Source organism: Formosa sp. Hel1_33_131, from assembly GCF_001735745.1.
Classification (GTDB): Bacteria; Bacteroidota; Bacteroidia; order Flavobacteriales; family Flavobacteriaceae; genus Hel1-33-131.
This window is the reverse complement of the sequence record NZ_CP017260.1, coordinates 929,371-953,447: the sequence shown is the minus strand read 5'-3', so window position 1 is coordinate 953,447 and position 24,077 is coordinate 929,371. Positions and strand designations below refer to the sequence as shown.

19 protein-coding genes are annotated in these 24,077 nt (G+C 33.0%); 7 read left to right on the top strand and 12 right to left on the bottom strand.

What is annotated here, in order from left to right; genetic code table 11:
• Nucleotides 1-2: 2 nt before the first annotated feature.
• The 4 genes from FORMB_RS04240 to FORMB_RS04225 are packed head-to-tail and all read right to left on the bottom strand — an operon-like array spanning nt 3 to nt 3,953.
• A complete protein-coding gene (locus tag FORMB_RS04240) occupies nt 3-1,772 on the bottom strand; it encodes a cbb3-type cytochrome c oxidase subunit I (RefSeq protein ID WP_069676268.1) in 1,770 nt (589 codons plus the stop codon).
• 45 nt (nt 1,773-1,817) lie between these two features.
• The gene (locus FORMB_RS04235) at nt 1,818-2,252 is read right to left on the bottom strand and encodes an RrF2 family transcriptional regulator (protein ID WP_069676267.1); all 435 of its coding nucleotides are present in this window, start codon (nt 2,250-2,252) and stop codon (nt 1,818-1,820) included.
• A 58-nt stretch (nt 2,253-2,310) separates the two neighbouring features.
• Nucleotides 2,311-2,736, bottom strand: coding sequence for a glycosyltransferase (locus FORMB_RS04230; protein WP_197493495.1), 426 nt, complete (start codon nt 2,734-2,736; stop codon nt 2,311-2,313).
• An 8-nt stretch (nt 2,737-2,744) separates the two neighbouring features.
• Nucleotides 2,745-3,953: a response regulator gene (locus tag FORMB_RS04225; RefSeq protein ID WP_069676265.1), complete on the bottom strand. Its 1,209-nt coding sequence runs from the start codon at nt 3,951-3,953 to the stop codon at nt 2,745-2,747.
• A gap of 263 nt (nt 3,954-4,216) precedes the next feature.
• Here FORMB_RS04225 and FORMB_RS04220 point away from each other — a divergent pair, with 263 nt between their 5' ends.
• From FORMB_RS04220 to FORMB_RS04210, 3 genes are read left to right on the top strand one after another with little or no spacing between them, the layout of a single operon-like run.
• The gene (locus FORMB_RS04220; RefSeq protein WP_069676264.1) at nt 4,217-7,306 is read left to right on the top strand and encodes a hypothetical protein; all 3,090 of its coding nucleotides are present in this window, start codon (nt 4,217-4,219) and stop codon (nt 7,304-7,306) included.
• A 44-nt stretch (nt 7,307-7,350) separates the two neighbouring features.
• A complete protein-coding gene (locus tag FORMB_RS04215) occupies nt 7,351-8,505 on the top strand; it encodes a hypothetical protein (protein WP_231925567.1) in 1,155 nt (384 codons plus the stop codon).
• Nucleotides 8,499-10,013, top strand: coding sequence for a cellulase family glycosylhydrolase (locus tag FORMB_RS04210; RefSeq protein WP_069676262.1), 1,515 nt, complete (start codon nt 8,499-8,501; stop codon nt 10,011-10,013). Before FORMB_RS04215 ends, FORMB_RS04210 begins: the two co-directional genes overlap by 7 nt.
• An 8-nt stretch (nt 10,014-10,021) precedes the next feature.
• Here FORMB_RS04210 and FORMB_RS04205 read toward each other — a convergent pair whose 3' ends face one another.
• The 3 genes from FORMB_RS04205 to FORMB_RS04195 are packed head-to-tail and all read right to left on the bottom strand — an operon-like array spanning nt 10,022 to nt 12,836.
• Nucleotides 10,022-11,209, bottom strand: coding sequence for a glycosyltransferase (locus FORMB_RS04205; protein ID WP_069676261.1), 1,188 nt, complete (start codon nt 11,207-11,209; stop codon nt 10,022-10,024).
• A gap of 50 nt (nt 11,210-11,259) precedes the next feature.
• Nucleotides 11,260-12,534: a sugar isomerase gene (locus FORMB_RS04200; protein ID WP_069676260.1), complete on the bottom strand. Its 1,275-nt coding sequence runs from the start codon at nt 12,532-12,534 to the stop codon at nt 11,260-11,262.
• Between the two features lie 11 nt (nt 12,535-12,545).
• Complete coding sequence (locus tag FORMB_RS04195) at nt 12,546-12,836, bottom strand: anti-sigma factor antagonist (protein WP_197493494.1); 291 nt, start codon at nt 12,834-12,836, stop codon at nt 12,546-12,548.
• A gap of 141 nt (nt 12,837-12,977) precedes the next feature.
• On the opposite strand from FORMB_RS04195, the gene FORMB_RS04190 reads away from it, so the two are divergent.
• The gene (locus FORMB_RS04190; protein WP_069676259.1) at nt 12,978-15,041 is read left to right on the top strand and encodes a tetratricopeptide repeat protein; all 2,064 of its coding nucleotides are present in this window, start codon (nt 12,978-12,980) and stop codon (nt 15,039-15,041) included.
• A gap of 62 nt (nt 15,042-15,103) precedes the next feature.
• Here the strand turns inward: FORMB_RS04190 and FORMB_RS04185 are convergent, their stop codons facing one another.
• From FORMB_RS04185 to FORMB_RS04165, 5 genes are all read right to left on the bottom strand, one after another.
• Complete coding sequence (locus FORMB_RS04185) at nt 15,104-15,808, bottom strand: LytR/AlgR family response regulator transcription factor (protein ID WP_069676258.1); 705 nt, start codon at nt 15,806-15,808, stop codon at nt 15,104-15,106.
• Between the two features lie 5 nt (nt 15,809-15,813).
• On the bottom strand, nt 15,814-16,131 hold the full coding sequence (locus tag FORMB_RS04180; RefSeq protein ID WP_069676257.1) for a histidine kinase: 318 nt from the start codon (nt 16,129-16,131) through the stop codon (nt 15,814-15,816).
• A gap of 2 nt (nt 16,132-16,133) precedes the next feature.
• Nucleotides 16,134-18,113, bottom strand: a complete 1,980-nt coding sequence (locus FORMB_RS04175; protein ID WP_069676256.1) for a PAS domain S-box protein — start codon at nt 18,111-18,113, stop codon at nt 16,134-16,136.
• A complete protein-coding gene (locus FORMB_RS04170) occupies nt 18,113-18,652 on the bottom strand; it encodes a heme NO-binding domain-containing protein (protein ID WP_069676255.1) in 540 nt (179 codons plus the stop codon). Before FORMB_RS04170 ends, FORMB_RS04175 begins: the two co-directional genes overlap by 1 nt.
• A 136-nt stretch (nt 18,653-18,788) precedes the next feature.
• Nucleotides 18,789-19,202, bottom strand: coding sequence for a response regulator (locus tag FORMB_RS04165; protein ID WP_069676254.1), 414 nt, complete (start codon nt 19,200-19,202; stop codon nt 18,789-18,791).
• 343 nt (nt 19,203-19,545) lie between these two features.
• Between FORMB_RS04165 and FORMB_RS04160 the strand changes: the two genes are divergently transcribed.
• Genes FORMB_RS04160 through FORMB_RS04150 form a run of 3 tightly spaced genes read left to right on the top strand, consistent with a single transcriptional unit; the run spans nt 19,546 to nt 23,959 of the window.
• A complete protein-coding gene (locus tag FORMB_RS04160) occupies nt 19,546-22,401 on the top strand; it encodes a TonB-dependent receptor (protein ID WP_069677893.1) in 2,856 nt (951 codons plus the stop codon).
• Nucleotides 22,402-22,413: 12 nt separating this feature from the next.
• Nucleotides 22,414-23,199: a hypothetical protein gene (locus FORMB_RS04155; RefSeq protein ID WP_069676253.1), complete on the top strand. Its 786-nt coding sequence runs from the start codon at nt 22,414-22,416 to the stop codon at nt 23,197-23,199.
• Between the two features lie 40 nt (nt 23,200-23,239).
• Nucleotides 23,240-23,959, top strand: a complete 720-nt coding sequence (locus FORMB_RS04150) for a hypothetical protein (protein WP_069676252.1) — start codon at nt 23,240-23,242, stop codon at nt 23,957-23,959.
• Nucleotides 23,960-24,077 lie beyond the last annotated feature (118 nt).

Genomic DNA, 24,077 nt, shown 5'->3' with positions numbered 1-24,077 from the left:
TGTTATGAATTAATTTTAATTTGTTGTTGAAATGTTTCCTTTCGCGAAATAGTAATTTCTTTTTTCTTGCGAACCATCAAATAGAAGTTATAACCAAAAATTAGATGAGACACAAACATAAGGGAGCCTCCTATCGCACGCCAAATCCAAAAGTTTTCCATTAGAATTACAGATTCGATAAATGGATTACCTTCAATCCAACTGAGGCCCTTAAGAGTTCCTCCAGTCATTAGAGAAATCATGTAGGCAATTAGACCAATAAACGCCAGCCAAAAATGACTTCCTACTAAGTTTTGAGGAGGCTCTTTTCCTGTTATTTTTGGGAGTAAAGCGTATATACAAGCCCACATCAAAAAGGTGATGATTCCGTACATGGTCATGTGAGAGTGTGCGACATTAAAATCGGTAAAATGCCATAAATAGTTTGTGAATCGAAAGGCCTGAAAACTTCCTTGAACAGATCCTACAAAATAGAATACAACACCTACCAGAAAAAACGGAAGCACATAACTTTTTGATATATGGTTCCAACTACCACGCATTGTCATAAAAAAATTAGTACTTCCTGCTAGTACGGGAATAAACATTCCAGCACTAAAAACAATGGCTACGGTTTGTAGCCACCACGGTAAAGGACTAAACACAAAATGATGCGTTCCTATTAAGGTGTAAAATATCATCTGTGTCCAGAACGCTAAGACTCCTAAAGAGTAAGAATAAATAGGTTTGTTAAGAGTTGATGGTAAAAAATAATACACAAGTCCTAATGTAAACGTCATAAACCACATCCCTACACCTTGGTGCATATAATAGCCTTGAATGACCGTCTCTCCCAACCCTTCTTGATAGTCTGGAAAGTAGCCAATAAAGGTGAGTACAATCGTCCAAATGAGTGAAGCCAAAATAAACCAGTTAGAAATATAGATTTCTGAAATTTTGCGAGTGGCGACTGTCTTATAGAAGTTAAGAAAAGTTAAAATAAGCCCCACGGCAAATAAAGCCATAACAGGCCAGATGTATTCCCGATACTCTCCTCCACCATTATTGATGCCACCCATTAAAAAGAGGTTTCCAATAAGCACACTTGCGTTCATAAACCAAAAAGCAATTTTTGATCGTTTGTAACTAAAAATTTCTCGGTTTGAAGTTCTTGAGACTACATAATGTCCTAGAGCTATCATTGCCATAGAAGCCCATCCCCAAAACACAGTATTGGTATGTACGGGGCGTAACCTACCAAAGGAGAGCCAGCTTATAGAATCCATTTCGGGCCAAATAAATTTCATCCCAATATACTGACCCACGAGTGTTCCAAAGATCAACCAAAAGACTGCGGCACTCAAGTACCAAATAATAATTTCTTTAAGTTTTTCGGAGATTTTTATTTTTGTGGTAGAGGTTGACTTCTCATCAAATAATGGATTTTTGGGGTTTATAATTTTTTTGATAAACCCGCTGTGTTTCGATGAAATTTCAGAAGTATCGCTTGGCTTTATTTTGGTTTTAAATCCTTGTTGTCGAAGTTCTAAGATGTCATCAACTTCCTGCTCTTCAAGGTTGATGAGTTTTCTTTCAAATTCTTTTTCTGTTAGGTCTGTTGTGTTTTTTTCTAGAAAATCTACATACCGATTTAATCGTTTCAAGAAAATATAAACGCCTAAAAATAGGATGATAAACACCAGTACAATGGTGCCAATAACTCCTGGACTTGTTAGCCAGTTTTCAGATATTACTTCTAAGGGTTTTATGAGGGATAGTTGATGGATTTTCATATACAGATATAAAGACCTTTTTATCTTTATTAAGATTATTTTTTTTTATCGTTTTAATACCGTTAGTCCAAGATTGAGATCCAATGCTACATTGAGTAAGTTAGAGGAGGCGAGTGTTTCGCTAAGTTGTTTTCTTATGATTACAAATTCATTGTGCATAGGACAGGGTTCATCCGCATTACAAACGTTAAGGCCTAATACGCAGCCGTCAAATAAACGATTCCCATCGATAGCTTTTACAATCTGATGAATACTGATTTTAGCTAAACGCGCTTTATCTATTTCAAAACCACCATTTGGGCCCTTAGTTGAATTGATGATGTTTGCTTTGGCAAGGACTTGTAGTATTTTTGCTGTAAACGCAATAGGAGAGTTAATCGCAGCAGCAATTTCTTTTAAGCTGACTCTCTCTTCATACTGCGACCTTTGAGCGATGTAGAGTGTGGCTTTAATTCCGTATTTACAACTTTTTGAAAACATTTTATATTATTAATGAGTACAAAAATAGTATTTATTTTTATTTCGGACAAAATTATCTTTATATTTTTTTAATGAGCTGTTCTAGTGAAAACACATTTTGTAAAATATTTCGATTGTTTGTGTTTAGGTTGATTATTTTTTTATTTCTATTCATCATAATATTGAGCGTATATTCTAAATTTAAAAAGTCAGTATTTTTATAAAACACTAAATAGATAATTAACTTCAACTCTTTATTATTAACCAGATACCTGACGCCTGCTTTAATAGCTGCTTTTGTGCCTTTATTTTTTTTTACATCTACAATAGATATATTGTTAAAGGTTTTAGTTTTAATGTCTTTTAGTTTGTCTAAAGTATGATCATTACTTGCGTTATTCACAAAACAAAATTCCGCAACATCTTTATCTAAAAGCTTATCAAATTGGGTTTCTTTAATCTCTTTTTCATTGTTAGAAAATACGATTATGATTCCTTTTTTCATGCTCATTTTTATTGTATTTCTGAGATAGAAACGGGCTTATTCTTATGAAGATCTCTTAGTTTTGACAGTGTTTTGTTTTTGCGTCTATAAGACCAAGCAATTTGTCCCAATTGCCCCACAATTTTGATAGAATCTTTCATTGACAACCTTGAGTTATCCACATGAATCCATCGTTTTAGGGGTTGCTCACAAAGTATTTTTTTTGTTTTTTTTAAGCCAAAATGTAAAGTGATTCTTCTAAATATTTCAACGTCAAAAATCCATTTAGTTACAAATTTTTTATCGAATGAAATTCCAATGACTTCTTTATGAAAGATTTTTGCGCCACACTGGGTGTCTTGAAAATCCATAGAAAGAATTTTTCTGATCATAAAGTTTATGGCCAAGCTTATTACAGACCTAACAGATCTTTTGGTAATGTTTGCTCCCATTCTGCTTATTCTAGAGCCACTTACGATCATGTATTCAGAATTTTCTATAGTTGACACTAAATCGTCAAAATCGGTTAGGTCTGTAGATAAATCGGCATCTAAAAAGCCGATATAATCTAAATCTTCTTTTTTAGACATCAACAGCATTCCTTGTCTTACAGCTTCGGCTTTACCAACGTTTTTTTTGCAATTAAAGACCGTAATAAAGTCTTCCCTTTCGTTTCTTAAACCGTTTAAAATTTCTAGTGTGTTATCGGTACTGCCATCATTTACAAAACACAAATAATATCCTGAATTTTTATCAATGAAATCTGTAAATTCTTTATGTATCAATCTTTTTTCTTCATTATAACAAGGGATGACCACCCCAACACAGCGTTGTTGAATGATGATCCCTTTATTTAGGATCGTTTTATTATTAGTTTTAGGAGCTCCAATTAATTTTTTCACTCTTGCACAAACTTCAATTAAGCTTAGGGGCTTTTTCATATAGTCATTGATGCCGAGATCAAAACCTTCTAGGATGATAGCATCCTCTGTATTGCCTGATAAAATCATAATTGGTGTAGATGAATTTTTTGTCTTACGAATATATTTCACCACTTCCATACCTGACATAAATGGAATGTTAATATCCACAATGATTAAATCTGGATGAAAAGAGTCATATAGATCTATCGCATCTAAAGCGTTTGTTGCAGTACGTACTTCATAGCCTAACTCCTTCAGTCTATTTTCTAAAGGAATCAGAACTAATTTTTGGTCATCAATCGCTAGTACTTTCATGTGTTATTTTTTATTGATTTTTAATGATTACATGTTACATCCATTTGATCATTCCATTAGGAATCAAGATTTAGTTATGGATCTTTCATAATTATCATTACTTAAATGACTTCAAAAGTAGTTTTGTTTCCTAATAAATAGGGGTCGTAAAGTTCTAAAGTAGCTTTTGTTTAGGCGAATGGAAGTTTGCCTAAGTTGAAAAAATTTCAGGAGACATTTTTAAGATTTACATTTACAATAATGAAAATGAGCCCTCCATAAATATGAAAAAGACTTCTCATAAATATTTAATTTTAGCGATACTTTTAGGGATTGCTTTTCATGGGGGTGCTATGTTTCTTACTTTAGAGACGACTTATGATGCGCTCATACATTTGTTTTTTGCAGAACATTATGCCAATAATTGGTTTGAGCCTTGGAATTTTAAATGGTACACAGGTTTTTCGGTGATGAGTTATCCACCTTTAGTTCACCAATCTATGGCCGCATTCTCTTTGATTGGGGGATTAAAATTTGGACTTTTCACGGTTTCTATACTTAGTGTCATTTTATTTATAACGGGTGTATATCGTTTTTCTTTGTTGATGAGTTCCAACAAAACTGTTGCTAGCTATGCCGCTCTTTTAGCTGTTTTTTCATCATCATTTGTAGAAACCCTTCATGTTTTTGGGCAACTGCCAAGCATTATAGGAATCGCTGTTTTAATGCATGCATTGCCTGAAACTTATTCATGGCTTAAAACTGGAAAATATAGGTATTTATTGACCTCCCTTTCATTAATTGCGGTCACGGTGACCTCCCATCATGTGACTCCAATTTTTGGAATGATCTTCTTTATTTTTCCAATAATAGGGATGGTGATCTTAGATATTTCTAGAGAAGAAGTAAACTCAAACAAAGAAATCACGTTTAAATTATTTATAAAAAACTTCAGAACACAGTTTAAAAGAAACCTAACTTTTGGGATGCTTTCATTAGTTGTAATTATTGGCTGCATCTTGCCGTATTGGATAAATTCTAAAAACAATCCAATCACACAAGTTCCTATACCTCATGGTTCCCGAGATAATTTTTTAGAAATCACATCTTCTGGATTTGTATTCTTTTTGATTCCTTGGGGGGTCTTATTATTTCTCATGCCGTATTTTTTTTACAGATATTTCAGCAAACGTTATTTGTTTTTCGGACTTTCTTTTACATTGTTATTAATTTTAGGAACTGGAGGAACCACCCCAATTCCAAAGATTATTTTAGGCGAAAATGCATTTAGTATACTCACTTTAGATCGGTTTTCACTTTGGGCTTCTATTATGTCTTTGCCACTGTTTGGGGAGCTAGCATACCGTTTTGTAGAAGGCGATTTAAAACAACTAATTCAACAAAAATTCGGAATACTTTATCATCGTTTAATTGGGGGGATATTGGTAGGTTTATTTTTATCAATAACCATTTTTACTACAAACTTACAGCGTTTTCGACCCGCTCAACCCCAAAAGATTAAAATGTTACCCATTGTTAATTTTCTAAACCAAGACCAGCATGATCAATGGCGGTATTTAACATTAGGTTTTGGAGATCAAATGGCGTGGTTGGCCGCCAAAACAAATGCGATGACTGTTGATGGGAATTACCATTCTGCAAGACGTTTGCCTGAACTAACGACACGGCCTATTGAACGTTTAGAAAACTCAAAATTTAAAGGGGTTGCAGGGATTGGTTCTTTACAACAGTTTTTAACGACTCCAGAAAAATACAATTTAAAGTATATATTTTCTAATGATAAATTTTACGATCCTATTTTATACTTCTGCGGATGGCAACGTTTATCACATTTAGAAAACGGAATTATGGTTTGGGAAAAATTAAACGTTGCTCCTCTTTCTTCAATCTTACCAAAAGAGGATGTCGCTACTTGGCAAAAAATAGTGTGGGGCATTATTCCTTTTCTAACCGTTATTTTTGCGATTATAATAAATATTCAAAGTCTTTTTTTTAGGAGGTTAAAAAATAAACCAGAGATAATCCCCGCCTATTTAAATAATAAATATACGCACACCCAATTCTCAAGCGGCGTTTTAAAATCGCTTCATATTTGGGTTGTAATTCTAGGAGTCACTTTAGGGTTTTGGTTGTATATGTTTTATGTCAAAAATGAATCTCAAATTTCGCCAGAAAACCTCGTAACGGCGTATTATGATGCGTTGGATTTCAATGAATTTGAAAAAAGCTATCAATTCATAGACCCGGAAAGTAAGATCTCTATTTCTCAATTTATGCTCGAAGTTTCTGTGACGGATGGCTTGTTGAGCTCGTATGCAAAGTTAGATGCCATTCGCACAGAAACCATTACAGAAACGGATAGTTTAGTGACTTTAAAAGTGCATACAAATTGGATTACTCCTTTGGAGAAAATTAGTAAAACCGATTTTAAAACTATTGTAAAGAGAAACCGTAAATGGTTTTTAAAACTAGACAAGGTCGATTCTGATTTACCACCAGATCAATTGTATTCTCATAATGTAACAGGTTATTTTAATCAAGGAAGAAGAAGAATTACCACAGAACAAACACATCACGAAGATGTTTTGAAGCAACCCGTATTAGAGATTATTTCAGCAAAACTAGTAAAGTTTAATTCCCATTATGCCATTATTGGGGAGGTGCAAAACATAGACAATGTACCAGCAGATGTTGTTCTAAAAGGGACCCTTTACAATGACCAAAACAAAGAGTTAGCAACCTATAATGCCAAGTTTCATGTAAAACATAAATTAATGCCTAAAGAAGTCAGCTCTTTTAGAATTAATTTTGAAGGAATTGCATGGTCCAAAACAAAAGATTCTATCCCTAAAACATTCAACCCTGAAGAATTCACGCCTGTAGAATTTGAAGAACACCCCACTAAATTTAATTTACAAGCCGCAGGGAATGTGTCCAATTCTGATTTATATAAATACAGTGTTTTAAGTGATGTTAAAGTCCATCCTGAAACGATTAAAGGAACGCTTTTTAATAGTGGCTTACACGAAATTACAGTTCCACAATTACTGATTACTTATTATGACCAAAACAAAAAAATGGTTTGGGTGGACCATCTGTTTTTAGAACACGGAATAAGACAACAGCGCAAACACTATTTTGAATATAATTTCACAACTCATAAACAACTCACGATTGTAAATGAAGACATGAGTAATTGTTATGTGAATGGGTTGCCAAATGCCGCTATTTCTAATAAAATAGTCCCTAACAGAATAGCAAATCACACAAATACTGAATTACAGAAAATAGCGCACCCACTTTATTCTTTTGTAAAAATTGAAATGAATAGTTATATAGGAAACCCAAAATAATGAATATAAAAAACAACTTTTTTCTTCTTATTTACTTGTTAGCAATGCATTCTATGAACGCTCAAAATGCGTTGGCACTTTTAACTCAAGAAAAACAATTTGTGGCTGGAAGTACAATCCTGTTGGAATTTAAGACTCGCAATGCTAGAAAGTATCAATTGTATTGTACAAATAGCTATGGAAGTACATTGCTTAATTCTGAAATTAATAAGGACACGTTAGTTTTCAAAATTCCAAAATATATTAGTGATAAAACAGGTGTTGTGGGGTGGAAAATTGTAGGTTTAAAAGAATCAATTTCTGGTAAATTTAAAATTGTACCCAAAGCGAAACCAGTTTTATTAGAATCCTATATTGGGCCTCCGAGTATTGAAGCTGGTGGAACCGATTTTACGATGCTCGTTGTGATTCCTACAGATGATTTTGACAACCCTCTAAAACAATACACAAAAGTTGGTATCAAACATCAATTTATGACATCAGAAAAAGAAACCAACATTTTTACCAACAATTTAATAGCATACCAAACTATTTTTTCTCCCCTAAAAAGTGGAAGAATGATCCTTTCTGCGGAATCTTTAGGATTAAATTCAAAAGAATACGACGTAAATATAATGCCCGCAATTGGCACAAATTTTGATATTTTTTCAAAACGTAACCACGCGTATGCAGATGGAAATCAAATCACAACGTTTACTACCTCAATTATAAAAGACAAGAATAATAATATTGTAAGCGATGGGACTTTTGTCACCTTTTTTATCACAAACAAAAAAGGAAATATTCTAAAAACATCTGGAACTACCATAAACGGTATTGCAAACGCAAAAATGATTCACCCAGATCATCAAGAAAATTGGAGAATCAAAGCCTATATAGCGGGCATCTCTGAAAGCAATCCCCTGGAAATTAGTTACACAAAAGTAATCGAAACATTTGACGTGCATTTTTCAGACACAAATAGAGTACTAAAGGTAGGTCCCTTAAAAAGTTTTATGAATCAAAGGATTCCTGACGGCCTGCGCGTTACGTTATCAATCTATAAAGAAGGGGCGTTTGTAAATAACATTTTTAAAACGACAAATGATGGGTTTGTAACTTTTGATTTAGACCCTAATATTTATGAAAATGGCAACTACAATTTAGAAGTTACAGCGGCAGGAATTACACAAACATTTAAAACTAAAAAACTATGGTAAATACAAACAAAATTATTTTGAGAAGTGTGTTAATTATCTCATATCTTGTGATAATTTCTATATTAATTTTCTTAATAAGCTCTCTGTTTAGTTACTTTAATACGGGTGCAGATCGAAGTTCAATGTTGCATACAGAAGTAAAAAAAATAGATCAATATACACCAAAAATCAGTTGGAAAGATGACGGTAATGAAGGTCGATATATGGATCCACAAACATTAAGCAGCATTGAAAATGATTATTTAGATGCATGGTATGTAAAACATATTGCCAACAAAACCAATTTAAAAAATGGGATTGATGATTTTTATACCAAAAGTGCTAGAAAAAATCTATTCAATTTTATAGAACATAATAAAGAGGAAAACATAGCGATAGAGAGTACCACCTTAGCACACAATCCAGATATATTATTTTTTAGTGAAGATGGACAGTTGCTTGTTTTGGAAGACAAAAATGTTATTGAATACAAGAAGTTTATTAAAGACAATGCATTCGTCATTGAAACTACAGAAACATCTGACTATAAAGGCCTCTTTTTGTTAGAGGACGGTTTTTGGCGGATCAGACATTTGGTAAAAGAACGTACCTCGGAATTTGATAAAACGACTCTTCCATCTCTTTTAGGTTCCTCGAACATTAAAGGGATTAATTACTATCCACAAGCCACTCCTTGGGATATGTTTGGTGAAAATTTCGATCTTACTATCATCGAGAAAGATTTTGAAATTATTATGAAAGCGGGCCTAAACACGATTAGAATCTTTGTTCCTTATAAAGATTTTGGAAAAGCGAAGGTCAAAGAGCCAAAGTTGAACAAACTAAAACAAGTCTTAGATGCTGCTGAAAAAAGCAACTTAAAAGTTGTCGTCACCTTGTTTGATTTTTATGGAGATTATGATGTTTTAGATTGGACTTTAAATCACAGACACGCAGAAATTATTGTATCCAAATTTAAAGATCACAAGGCCATCCTCGCTTGGGACGTTAAAAACGAACCCAATTTAGACTTTGAGTCTAGAGGGAAGGAACTGGTTATTTCTTGGTTAGAACATCTTATTATTCTTATAAAATCTATTGATAAAAACCATGCAGTTACAATTGGGTGGTCTAATATTAAGAGTGCAGAAATTTTAAAAGATAACTTAGATTTTGTGTCCTTTCATTATTATGAGGATGTCCATGAGTTTGAAGAAAAATACGAATTTTTAAAAAAATTAATTCCCAACAAACCTATTGTTTTAGGGGAGTTTGGGGTTTCTTCTTATAGCGGTGCATGGAAACCTTTCGGTAATTCTGAAAAAATTCAAGCAGGCTATTATAAAGAAATGCAAAAAATCCTTACAAAAAAGAACCTCTCTTTTATGTCTTGGACCTTGTATGATTTTGATACAATCCCAAAAGAAGTTGTTGGGGTGCTCCCGTGGCGAGTCAACCCCCAAAAAGAGTTTGGGTTTATCAATAGCAAAGGAGTTAAAAAACCTGCTTTCGAGTATATTTCTAAATAAAGGAAGGGTTATGAAATGTGTTTTTCATCGATGATAGTTTGAAATTCATTTATATAAAGATTCGTAATTCTTTCCATTGGAAACGCCGTAGCGGCCTTGTAGTTTGCATTCCCCAACGCGACTCTGTACGCATCATTTGTTACAACGGTTTCAATTGCAGTTGCTAAACTATCTACACTTTCTGGTTTAAAAAATTCACCTCTGTAACCCTCCTCTTCGATTAGAGTTGCTAAATCACCCAAATTGGGCATGATTACAGCTTTGCCATAACTTCCAGCTTGGTGTAAAACACCCGAACTTCCGGAGGTAGAGGTATAGGGAAACACTACGACTGCACTTTCATTAAATAATCTTTCTACTTGGTTTTCCTCCACATAGCCCGTAAAAGTGATTTGAGAGATATGTTTGTATTTTTCTTTTACGTTAGCCAAATAGCCCACCACATTTGGGTTGTCTGTACCCGCAATTACAACTTCTAAATCCAATCCAGAATAGTCTCTAACCTTTTCCACAGCTTCAATCAGTGATTCCACTTTTTTGTAGGTTCCGAATTTCCCAAAAGTCATTACTTTTAGAGTGCCATTTTGAAGTTTATGTGATGGTTTCCTTGGAGTTTCAAAGGTACCATGAGGGATCATTTTTACATTAGTTACTTTATATTTTTCTTTTAAATTGGCCGCGTACTTCTCCATAGTAACCACAACGAGATCGGCTTTTAAAATTAGTTTTGTTAAACACGTTCCTATAAACGTATAGACTATTTGCAAAAGTTTGTTTGAGGCAAAACCAGCATTTTCTAAGTCTGTTTGTTCTAAAATATTGTGAAGTAATACGATTGTTGGAACGTGTTTTATTCTACAAATTAAAGGGAGGGTTAAGCCTAGTGCTGCTGCAATTTTTTTATCGCCGAACTTCATGAATTGTAAGTTAAATAATACGGCGTCTGGTTTTGTGTTATGGATGGCTTTGGCCACATTATAAACAATCGAATAGCTATTAAATTTCCAACACTCTTTTACCGTAACTTCACATCCATCTTCTGTGAAATAAATTTCTTTTTTCCCTGGAGTTTCATCGGTTAGTAAAATTAATTCAGTTACTTTTTTGTTTTGTCTAAAGCTTTTTACTAAATGAAATGCATATTCGTTTAATGTGACTTTACTTGGGGGATATGCAGTGACGATTGCTAGTTTCATTTTTTTTGGTGTCGAGATTTAGTTATAGATGATTCATGTGTCTCTATTGCTTAATGGTGAGAAAGATTCTTCAGGCTCTTATTTTTAGAGATCATATCGTTTAAAATAAAGAAGGTTATCTGTACTCCTAACAGTAAAATCATCGCAAAAATTTGAAGATGAACAATTTGCTCTAAAGACGCATGAAATTGTATGATTAAAGCTATCTGTAACACACCAAAAACCCCCGAAAAGATTACGGGAATATACTTGTCTAGAGATAAATAATAGTAGGCGAAAATATTTGAGACCGCAAAAACACCTGTTGCGAAAGCATACTTCCACAATAAAGAAGCAATCCCTACATACTCGTTTCCAAATAAGATATTGATAATTTGATTCGGAAACAAGTAGCACGCTAAAACAATAGAGGCTGCAATTATAATAATATAAATAACGTATTTAAATAAAATAGGTCTTGTAGATATGCCCTGTTTTTTTAGTTGCACGACGGTTGGTAATAACAACATGACAAACATCCAAGCTATAAAATACACGACTCTACCAATCAATGCTAAGGATGCATATAAGCCTGCTTCATAAGGTTCGAAATAATGTTTCACTAATAAGATGTCACTGTTGTTAATGACAATAAGTGTGACCTCATAAAACGCCGTAATTATAAAAAAATTACGTACCATTTTGGTTTCTGATTTCTTTAATTTGATACGATTAAAAAAGGGGGGGGGGTTAAACTCAAATGGAAGTAGACCAACGATAAATGAGCATATAATTCCAATGGCAATTAATAGTGACGAATCCACTTCAAAAAGGCATAGCAATCCAAAAGTAATTGCTAACCGACTCATCATTTCTAATTGATAGGTCGCAGATAAAGGAATCCATTCTTTTTGACCTTGAAAAACGCCCCGATTCACACTCATTAAGAAGTAAAAAGGAATGCCAATTCCAAAAACAACAAACATACTAGATGATGTTGTTTTGAAAAATTCTTGTAACTCTGAGGATACCAAAACAATTGTGATTCCTAAAACAACGCCAACAACAGTAGCACTTTTGTAAATAGTTGCTATAAACGATTGAAGCACTGAATTCTCAAAAATCACTGAAAATTTTGCAGTGACCAATTGAAATGTCATTGCAGCAAAAGACAACACTAATAGTAAGGTGATTAGAATTGCCGCATCTGCAAATTTCTCGGGACCTAGAAATCTGCCTAACACTAAATTATATAAATAATTACCCCCATTGACAAGCATTGCACTCATCATAAATAGTTGCTCCGTAGAGAATTTATCTTTAAAGGGGATGGGTTTTGCAATCATAATTTAGATTTTCAACGCGCTAATTCTGCAAGGTTGGTTTGTTTAAAATCGTCATAGATTTCTTTACAACCATTTCCAACAATAGAAAATACTTTTTGTTTTAAGATTGCAACCTTTGCAAAATTGCGCATGGCTTCTAGACCACTTTTATCAATTTCAATGACGTTATCAATATTTATGATTACATTTTTATTTCGAGATAAATTGTATTCAAAATAAGAGATGAAAGATTTTAACGTTGACCTGTTTAATCTTCCGTTTAAATAAAATATCTCATTTTTTTCAAAAATTTGTAACGTCATAATTAATTTATTCATCATTAATAGTGGCGTAAATATCTTCTTAATAACTTCCAATAGAGCTCTATTATCGTTGAAAGGTCGTTTTGTTTCGGTCAATCATTAATAGCTAATGCTTAACTTACTGTAGATAAAAAATTACAAATGAAATTAAAATATAGTACATTACTAATCGCTTTCTTTATTAGTTTTTGTGGCGTTTCTCAAGAAATGAAAACGGGCTTCGCTTATTTAGAAACCGGTAAGTTCAAACTAGCAGAAACCTTTTTTGAAACAGTATTACAGACCTATCCGAGCAACAAAACAGCACGTCTTTGTTATGGGAGAGCGATTGGCTTAAATGGCGATTCAAAAAAAGCTGTACGTTTATTCACTGCTCTTTTAGATGATTTTCCAACAGATTTTGAAGTCAAATTAAATTATGCAGAAGCGCTGCTTTGGAATAAAGATTATACTTCCGCAAAAGGCTATTATCAAAATTTACTAAAAGAAAACGACACAAGTTTCCCTGCGCTTTTAGGGTATGCAAATACGTTGTCTAATCTTAAAGAGTTTGAGAATGCTATTATTTATGTTGATAAAGCACTAATTGTGTTGCCCAAAAACAAAAATGCTTTGATTTCCAAAAAATATATGCGTTTAGGATTGGCAAACGATAAAATGAAGCTTCAAAATTATTTGGAAGCAGAAACCCTATTGAAAGAAAATTTTGAGGACTTTACAAATGATAAAGAAACGTTATTGAATCTTGCAAATCTGTATTTAATCTCAAATCAAATGGATAGGGCAAAAGAGATTTATGAAATTATAGGAGACACGCCCGCAAATCGATTCATATCGTTAAACGGAATTGCACTCGCCGAACATTTAAAAAGTAATGACAAAGCCGCTTTAGTTGTGAGTCAAACGGCGTTTGACAGTCTCACAGAGCAAACGGATGTTTCTTTAAAAAACCAAACGACAGAAAGATACATTCAAGCATTGATTTGGAACAAGAAGTATTCCTTGGCAGAAAAGGAGATTGATGACTTAGTGTTGAAAAATAAAAACTTAGAAAATTGGATTTTAGCGTTAAGAGCGACATTGAACATTTACAAAAGCGATTTTAAAAAAAGTATTTCTGATTATAATTTAATCTTAAAAAACGACAGTACTTCTTTTGATGGAAACCTTGGTAAAGCGAATGCACTTAAAGCTTCTGGCTATTATGATGCGGCTTATAAGAGTGCAAAAAACACCTTAAATTTTTATAAGAATCAAAAAGATGCGACTAATTTCATTAAAAGTTTAGATAGACATTTCACGCCTTTTATAGAAACTAAAGCCTCGTACTCTTTTGATAATGGCAATAATGAAGCCTATTCTTATACTGCTAATTCTGAATTTTCCTTTACAACTAAACTTAAGCTATTAGCAAGCTATAATTACAGAACAACCGCTAATTCGGTTACGAATATGAGTGCTAAATCTAATAATTTTTTAGCGGGAATATTCTATCAAATCTTAAATAATTTGACGTTTAAAGGGTGTTTAGGCATCACTTCATCAAACACAGAAACAATAAATTACAGCCAACTATTAGCCGATTTTTCTTTGAAGATTAAGCCGTTTAAACTTCAGAATTTAGAATTGGGATATAAAAGAGAATTGCAAAATTTTAATGCGGAGCTGTTAGATAGAGAAATTGTACAGAATAATTTTTTAGTGAATTACAGCTTAAACACTAACTTTAGGTTGGGATGGTTTACCCAATATTATTACACGTTTCAAAATGATGACAATACACGAAACCTACTATTTACATCATTGTACTACAGCATTTTAGATAAGCCGTCATTAAAAGCAGGATTTAATTACCAGAATATATCTTTTAAAAAGACAGTGCCTACCATTTATTTTAGTCCTCGTAAATTTAATGCCGTTGAAGTTTTTGTGAATCTAATAAAAGATGAAAATATTGCAAAAAATAATGAATGGTTTTATGAATTAACGGCAGCAACTGGGTATCAATTTATAGAAGATGATCAAAAACAAAGTACCTATAGAATTCAAGGAAAATTAGGATATAAATTTAAGGAAAGAAGTGCTCTAAACATTTACGGGCTGCAGAGTAACATAGCTTCTGCGTCTGCTGCAGGTTTTAAATTTACGGAAATTGGTTTGAGGTTTAAATGGTACCTTTTCAAGAAACCTTTATTCAAAAAATAGACGAAACCTCTAGGCCTCCCAAATACTGTAGGTCAACGGCTATGCTTATATAGATGAAATCATTATAACAAATCCAATCGTTTCATCAATTCAGGTCGGTTAGAACGACTCACAGGGATGACATCTTTTTTGATTAAAACACTATTATCTTCGATATCAATAATTTTTTTAACGTTGATTATGTAGGAGCGATGCACCTTTAGGAATAATGATTCTGGCAGTTTCTCTTCTATTTTTTTCAATGTAGAATGTACCACATAATTTTTGTCTTCTGTTTTTATATGAATATAGTCTCCTTTTGCCTCTATAAGATAAATTTCAGGCAAATCAATTTTTATCAGACGTCTATCGATATTCACATAAAAATCGTTTTTGTGATTTAAATCTGCAATGCTCGTATTTGAAGTATTTACAGCTTGGTGTTTTTTGGTTTTTAAAATCGCTTTTTCAAATCTTGGTCTTTCGATTGGCTTTAATAAATAATCTATAATACAATCATATTCAAAAGCTTCAATTGCAAATTTTGTATCGGATGTTGTTAAAATTATTTTAGGTGGATTTTTTAATGCTTTAATAAAATCTAATCCACTAAAATCGGGCATGTGAATATCTAAAAAAATAAGATCTATCTCATTTTCGTTAAGGAATTTAATAGCTTGAATGGCGTTAGGGAATTCGTCAATAATAGTTAAATTTCCTATTTCATCACAAAGCGTTCTAATGATCACTCTTGCAGTTTCTTCATCATCAATAATAATACAATTCATAGAATTTAAATCGTTTTTAAATATTCTGAAATTTTTATTAAAATTCCCTCAAAACTTTTAGAATCAATTAAACGTTGATCTCTAAGTTTATGTTCAAATTTATTTGCTATTTCATAACTTTTTTCAAGTCCTAGTATACTAATTTTATGTTTAAGTTTATGAACATTTTCTTCAATTTTTTTATAATCAAGATTTTCTAAACTTAGGAGGTACTCTTTTTTCTCTTTAGGAAATTCAGTTTTAATGATCTCGATAAGTCTTTTTTTAACAGATTCATCACCATTAGCCAGCTTGTCAATATAGATTAAATTAGGTTGTTCCATAGCTATTTTTTTATAGTAAAATAAAAAGTAGTTCCTTTGCCTTCTTCACTTTCTAGCCAAATATCTCCTTCGTATAACTCAACGACTTTCTTCACGATCGATAAACCAATGCCTGTGGACTCTTTACTTTTATTTAATGACTGAAAAATTTTAAAAATTTTATCATGGTGTTTTTCATCAATACCAATTCCATTGTCTTTTACAGAAAACAGATAAAAGGATCCTTCTTCATTAAAATCAACTTCAATGATTCCTTTTTCTTTATCAGAAAATTTTACAGCATTACTCACTAAATTTTGAAAAATTTGTTTAAATTTAGTGATATCTCCTTTAACAATAGGTAGTTTTTTTAAAATAATTACAGAGATGTTTTCTGGGATAAGTATAATTTTCCTTAGATCTTCAAGAATCAAATTTAAGTCTACCTCATTTATGGTTTCTATAGCGACCCCTGCACTTGAGTATTCTAAAACATTAAAAATTAAACTCTCCATTGTTTCCAATGTTTCCTCAATCAATTCAAAGTTTTGAACTGTGACTTCATCCAGTTTACCTTTATTATCTGATTTAATCCAAGAGACTAAGGCATCAATACTTCTTAAAGGCGCTTTAAGATCATGAGAAACGATATGTGCATATTCATGTAATTCGTTATTCCTTTTTTCTAATTCTATCAATATTTTTGCGTTCTGCTTTTCTAGTAATTTAAATTCTGTAATATCTAGATGTATCCCTATAAAACCAACGATCTCTCCATTCAGATTATAATTTGGAGCCTCACTACTAAGCCAACTTTTGTTAACTCCTTTTTTATCTTGTATTGTAATTTCGCGAGAATACGATTTGCCTTTTGAACGATTCTTACTTTGATCGGGGAGGATTTCGAAGTCTTTATTTTTTATAAAAACATTTTCACCAATCTCGCCAAGCAACTCTTTCTCGGAATAACCAGACATCTCTACAAAACTTTGGTTTACCGTCAGTATCTCATTATTGTTATTGACCTCCATCAATCCCAAATTCATATTGGCTATAATGCTACTGTATTTTTCTTTTTGACTTTCTAGACTTTGGCTGTACTGCCTTTTGAGCGTGACATTTCTATAAGCCCATAAATGACCCTGATATTTAGGACCAATTACAATAGGAATAAAATCGCGTTCTAAAATTGTACCATCTGTCATTATGACTTCATCTGCTAAAACTTGTTTTTTGTTTTTAAGTATCTCATTAATTCTGGTTACAAACTGTTCTGGATCTTTAAACAATACTTTGCTTTGTTCTGATGCATTAGAACAATCTTCTCCAATCAATAATTCTGGAGATACTGGGATTTTAAAAAGTGCACAAAACTTAGTATTTGTCAATACGATTTGTCTTTTTTCATCCTCTAAAAGGATTCCACTATCTAAGTTTAAAATGAGAGATGACAGTCTTTTTTCTGATTGTATCAGTAAGTCTTCTGCTTCTTTATTGGATGTAATATTTCTTACAATCCCCTGCGCTCCAATAGCTTTTTTTTCTTTATTAAAAATAATGGTTGCATTAATCTGTACCCATTTAATTTCTTTTTGTTTAGTGAGTATCCTTGCTACATAGTTTGTGAAAAACCCTTGTTTTTTTAATTTCTTAAAAGAATTAAAGGCGTAATCTTTATCTTTAGGATAGATTAAGCAGGTGGCATTTACTTTTTCATTATCAATGTTGTATCCAAAAAATTCTGTGGCTACATCGTTCATTTTTAGAACCTCCCCTTCTAAATCAATTACTAAATAGGCATCATTTATGTTTTCAAAAACCCCCTGAAGTTGAGACGATTTTTCGACTAAAAGATTTTCGAATTGAAGGTTGGCGTCTTTTAGTTCTTCCGATATAAAGTATAAATCTCTAGATTTTTCTTCTAATATCCTTTCCGCAGCTTTTCGGGCAGCTTTTTCTCTTTTGAGCGCACGGTCTAATATTTCAACTTTTTCTAGACTCATTAATTCTTGGTAATGATAAATTTTACCTCGGTGCCATCTTCTTTTATTTTTTCTAAAACAATAGAAGCTGTAGAATTAAAATGTTCGAATGTTTTGTTCATTAAACCCAACCCAAAATGATGCATTGCCCTACCAGATTTATAAATCATAATAAGAGAGTTTTCTGTTTTCTCTTCAACTATAAACGTAGGGAATTCTGCATCAGGATATATTTTTCGAACTTCTATATGAATATGGTTTTCTATGGATGACAGCATTTCTATGGGGTCTTTATAAGTCGCTAAAAGACCTGGGTAGGTTTTTTTTATAACACTAAAAAAATGTTCTCCGTAAGTCAATAACAATCCATCTATTGAAATGTCTGTTTGTGCACTCAAATGTTGTAATAATTGCAACATTTCGGAAAAACTATAGGTGCCAATAGATGTATAGATTCCTTCAGATTCTAATTTTGATTGATTGATGATTTTATCAACCATTCCTAAACCAAATTTAATTTCTACTAAATCTAAAAACTCTGTAAAAACGATCCCTTTCATATGTTTATATATATTAATTTTAACAGTCACATTTCAACTGCGCCTAACTGCGGTAGGCAGGCTCACTGCAAGTATGTTACCTCCTTTTAGTTATTTCTTAAAGATTTTTTGACTTGTATTGAGGATGTTCCATTTTTTAAGTTCTTCTTAATTCGTTTATACTCCAATAAGCCAAAGTTCTCTCAATTTTTTTAACGTAATCCTCATATTTTAAAGGTTTTAGAATATAGCCTGATATACCAATTGTATAACATTCTATGATATCTTTTTGATTGTTAGATGTTGTTAAAATGACTGTGGGTATGTATTTTAAGTTTTCATCATTCTTTAAAATTGATAAAAATTCTATTCCACTTATCTTTGGCATGTTTAAATCTAATAAAATAATATCAGGAATTCTACTTCGATCTTTTAAAAACTCAAGAGCTTCATCTACATTTTCGGCTTCATTTATAGTATGCTCTAATTTTAAAAAGGAAACAGTTCTTTTCATTTTCATGATCTCAATAGAATTATCTTCTATCAGTAAAATATTTAGTATGTTATTCAAAATTTAAAACAAGTATTTATTCTATAAAAATAATTTATTTACATATAATAATTGTTTTAGGTTTGACTAACATGAGACTTCTTTAGGTGAATGACCATTAAGTATAGATGAACTTTATTATAATTTATTAATTTCAGTTTCTGATTTTCACCCTATTTATTGTGCCATTAAGATCATACTTTCAGTTTATGGCTCTAATTTAATTGTAAAATGAAATCACCAGTATAACTTGCTTTTAACAATGAATTATGTAATTTAAACTCACTTTAAATAAGAATCATTTATTTTTTTAAATAAAAAATTATATATTGTCCTCAAATTATAAACTTAACCCCAAATGATTATGAAATTAAAAAATTACTTTTTTTTGACACTATTTCTTGTGTCATTTTCAGCACTAGCTCAAACTTATGAGGTTAGTGGAATTGTTACAGATGACTACAATGACCCCTTAGCTGGAGTTTCTGTAAGTGTTAGAGGGACTACAAACGGAACATCTTCCGATCTTGATGGCTCCTACTCTTTGAGTGTTTCTCAAGGAGATGTTTTGGTTTACTCTTATATAGGGTTTAATTCAAAAGAGATGACCATGGATGGTGGATCAACTGTTAATGTTGTTTTATCATCAGGAGTTTCTTTGGATGAAGTTGTTGTTGGATCAAGAAATGCCAACAGAACAGCAGTGGACACACCAGTGCCTGTTGATGTTATTGATATTTCGGAATTGACAACACTAGGGCCACAAGTAAACATAAATCAAATCCTGAATTATGTTGCGCCTTCTTTCGCATCTAACACACAAACAATTTCTGATGGAACGGATCACATCAATCCAGCCTCTTTAAGGGGGCTTGGACCGGATCAAGTATTGGTACTGATTAACGGAAAAAGAAGACACACCACATCATTAGTAAATGTGAATGGTACGGTGGGTAGAGGTTCTGTAGGAACGGATTTAAACGCAATTCCCTCAGCAGCGATCAGTCGCGTTGAAATACTACGTGATGGTGCTTCTGCTCAATATGGTTCAGACGCTATTGCCGGTGTTATTAATATTGTATTAAAAAAGAACACCAACGAACTTGCAGTAAATGTAACTTCAGGAGCAAATTTTTCTTCAAATGCTAACAGTCTCACAGGAGGCGTAGATGGAGAAACAGTCAATGCAAGTATTAATTACGGAATTGATTTAGGAGACAATGGAGGGTATATTAACTTTACTGGAGATATTGAAACTCGCAAATCAACCAATAGAATGGAGCGTTTCACGGGAGATATATTTCATGGATACAATGCCATACAAAGAGTCGCCGCAGCAAGTGGAGCAAATGTAGATAATTTATCTTTTGATCAAATGCAGTTTTTTGCGCAAGGCGTCGATTATTTTACGCCAGAACTTCAAAGTGCTATAGGGGCTGCAACATCACAAGCAGATTTGGTAGCATTATTATCTGATAGTAATGGTCCAATTGATTTTACCGAAGCAGAACTTACAGCAAGAGGGCAAAAACGTGAAGACTATAACATGAGAGTTGGTCAATCCAATTTAAGATCCGGACGCTTTATGGCAAACATTTCGTTGCCGATTGGAGATAATGGGACTGAGTTTTATGCATTTGGAGGTCTAAGCTACAGAAAAGGGAATGCAGGGGCCTTCTATAGATTACCAAATCAATCAAGGTCATACTCAAATATCAATCTAAATGGTTTTTTACCAAATATTAATTCGGATATTAAAGACAAGTCTTTAGCCGTAGGAATTAAAGGAAAAGCAGGCGATTGGGATATAGATTTCAGTAACACTTGGGGAAAAAATAGTTTTGACTTCACCGTCTCTAATTCATTTAATGCCTCACAAGGTATAGCATCTTCTTCAACATTTACTGCAGGTGGATTTGCGTTCTCTCAAAACACCACCAACTTAGATGTTTCTAAATTCTTTGAAAACACATTGGAAGGTTTAAATGTTGCTTTTGGAGCAGAGTACAGATTAGAAAACTATCAAATTCTAGAAGGGGAAGAAGCCTCTCATGCCAACTATGACCATGCACCCGACTTTTTTGGAAGATCGTACCAAAGAGGTTCACAAGGTTTCCCAGGCTTTAGACCAGAAAACGCCTTGTCAGGATATAGAAACAGTGCCGCTGCTTACCTAGATATAGAAGCCGATATTACTTCTAAATTTCTACTGACGGGAGCCTTAAGATTTGAAAGTTACAGTGATTTTGGTTCTACGTTAAATTTCAAAATAGCCTCTCGTTACAAATTAAGTGATAGCTTTAATTTACGTGGTGCAGTAAGTACAGGTTTTAGAGCACCTTCTTTACACCAAATATACTACAATGCCACAGCCACACAGTTTAATAACAAGGGTAAAGCTGAAGAGGTTGGAGTGTTTACTAATGATAGTAGAGTTGCAGATGAAGAAGATGGATTAGGAATTCCGCAACTTAAACAAGAAGAGTCTGCAAGTGCAAGTGTTGGATTTACAGCAAACTTATCAGAAGCAAATATTAAAATTGCTGTAGATGGCTACTTTATAGCTGTCGAAGACAGAGTTACATTAACAGATACATTCTCAGCTTATGATAGCGATGGAAATCCTATTTCTACAGAATTAGTGAAAGCTTTTAAGGACGCCGGAGCTGGTAAAGCTGCATTTTTTGCCAATGCCATTGATACGGAAACTAAGGGCTTGGATGTTGTGATTACACACAAAGGGACTATAAATAACACCAGAATTAAAACAGATTTGTCTGGGTCTTTCTCTCAAACAAGACAAGTTGATGATATTCACGCCTCCCAAATTTTAGTAAATGGAGGTCAATTGGATCGCTATTTTAGTGAAAGTTCTAGAATCTTTTTAGAAGACGCAACTGTCAACCAAAAAGTGAATTTATCACATACAATTTCTTTTGATAAGTGGAATCTATTTTTAAGAAATGTATATTTCGGAGAAGTTACAAGTACAACAGGACAAGAATTTGCATCCAAAATTGTCACGGATTTATCTGCTTCTTATGACTATAATGACAGTGTAACGTTCACCGTTGGAGCCAATAATTTATTGGATATGTATCCAGATAAAAATTCAGAAGGAAACACGAGCGATGGAAGGTTTATCTTCTCACGTAGAGCACAGCAGTTTGGAACCAATGGGAGATTCCTTTTTGCGAGATTAAGTATTAATTTAAAATAAAAAACAAAAATTATGAAAAATATAAAATTTATACCCTTATTCTTAATAGCACTTACGTTAATAGTTTCGTCTTGTGCTATTGACAACGATCCAGCGGTCATACCAATGGGAGAGGCAGTAACGGCCTCATTAGACAAGACAGGAGAAATATATGCTTTTGATGGAGACGAAATCTCAGTAGGCTTTGTTTTGTCAAGAACGCTAGCGGAATCTACTCAGTTTACTTACACCTTAAATGGAGTTGAGAAATCAATTGATTTAATTCAGGGACAACAATCGGTTAGTCTTGCAATACCAAATGTTGTAGGAGAATCAAATTCGATTGTTCTTACAGGCGCCTTTGCACTTAACAATGATGCTGTATTAGTGGGTTCTACAAACACTTCAGTTACATTCATTAGCGTGCCAGCAATTAATTCAAATGGATTAGAAATATTAATGACTTGGAGTAATGCAGTAGAAAATGATTTGGACTTGTGGTTAACAAACGAGCCACCAACGACTAGTATTGTCACAAGCCAAACTGGTACACCTTCAGAAAGTCTTACCTTTGATAATACACAACCTGATGGAACTTATAATATTTTACCTAGAGTATGGTCTGCAGTCGATGCGACAGTTGATGTTAAAATGTATATAATACATCCAAATGGAACTATTGAAATTTTCAATGATTCTGTGTCAGGAGAAACTACACAAGCCTTTTATTACTTTGTTAAGTTTGAAAAAGTTACTGATGCTGGAACGGGAGATGTTACATATAAGACTACAAAAGTTGCAGCTGAATCCGTATTTTAATAAACAAAACCTAAATTAAAAATTTTTAAAAACAAAAATTATGAAAAATAATAAAACCTATTTATTAGCCTTATTAACAATAGTCTTAGTATTTAATTCATGCGATACGAATACTGAAGAATTCCAAACTGTATCGCCATCGGATTCTTTTGAAACATCATCGGGATCAGTAATTATTAATCCTCTCTCTAATACGTTTGAAATTGTTGTTACAGCTTCAGAAGCACATACCGCAGACCGCTCTGTTCCAATTGAAGTAAGCAGTGAGTCAACAGGGAGCGCACTGGAATATAGCTTTAGTGGAAATGTAGGTATTAGAGCAGGCGAACTCAAAGGTTCAACCATTATTGGATTTGATTTAGTTAATATACCACCAGGTGTTACCAAAAATCTAATTCTTAGGTTAGTGTCTACATCTGAAGAGATCACCATTACATATACAAAGATATGTGTTTCTAATGATGTAGAATTAGCAATAAATTTTGATGATTATCCAGATGAGACAAGCTGGGAGATCACAGATTCCGCAAATTCAGTTGTTGAATCTGGAGGACCCTATCCAGGAGAAACAGCATTTAATGGATATTACACACTTCCTGATGGTGATTACACATTTACAATATCGGATGCTTATGGAGACGGAATATGTTGTAGTTATGGGGTCGGTTCGTATGTATTAGGACTACCCGCTTGTTTAACTACTTTAGGTCAAGGAGCTGAATTTGGTACATCTGAATCATTCACTTTTTCTCTACCATAAACTTCGGTGACTTTAATAATGTTTAATTAGTATTTGTTAAGTTAATATTAAACGGGATTTCCATAACGGAAATCCCGTTTTAGTTTAACCCAATTAGATTGGTTTAATTTTCCCCTGT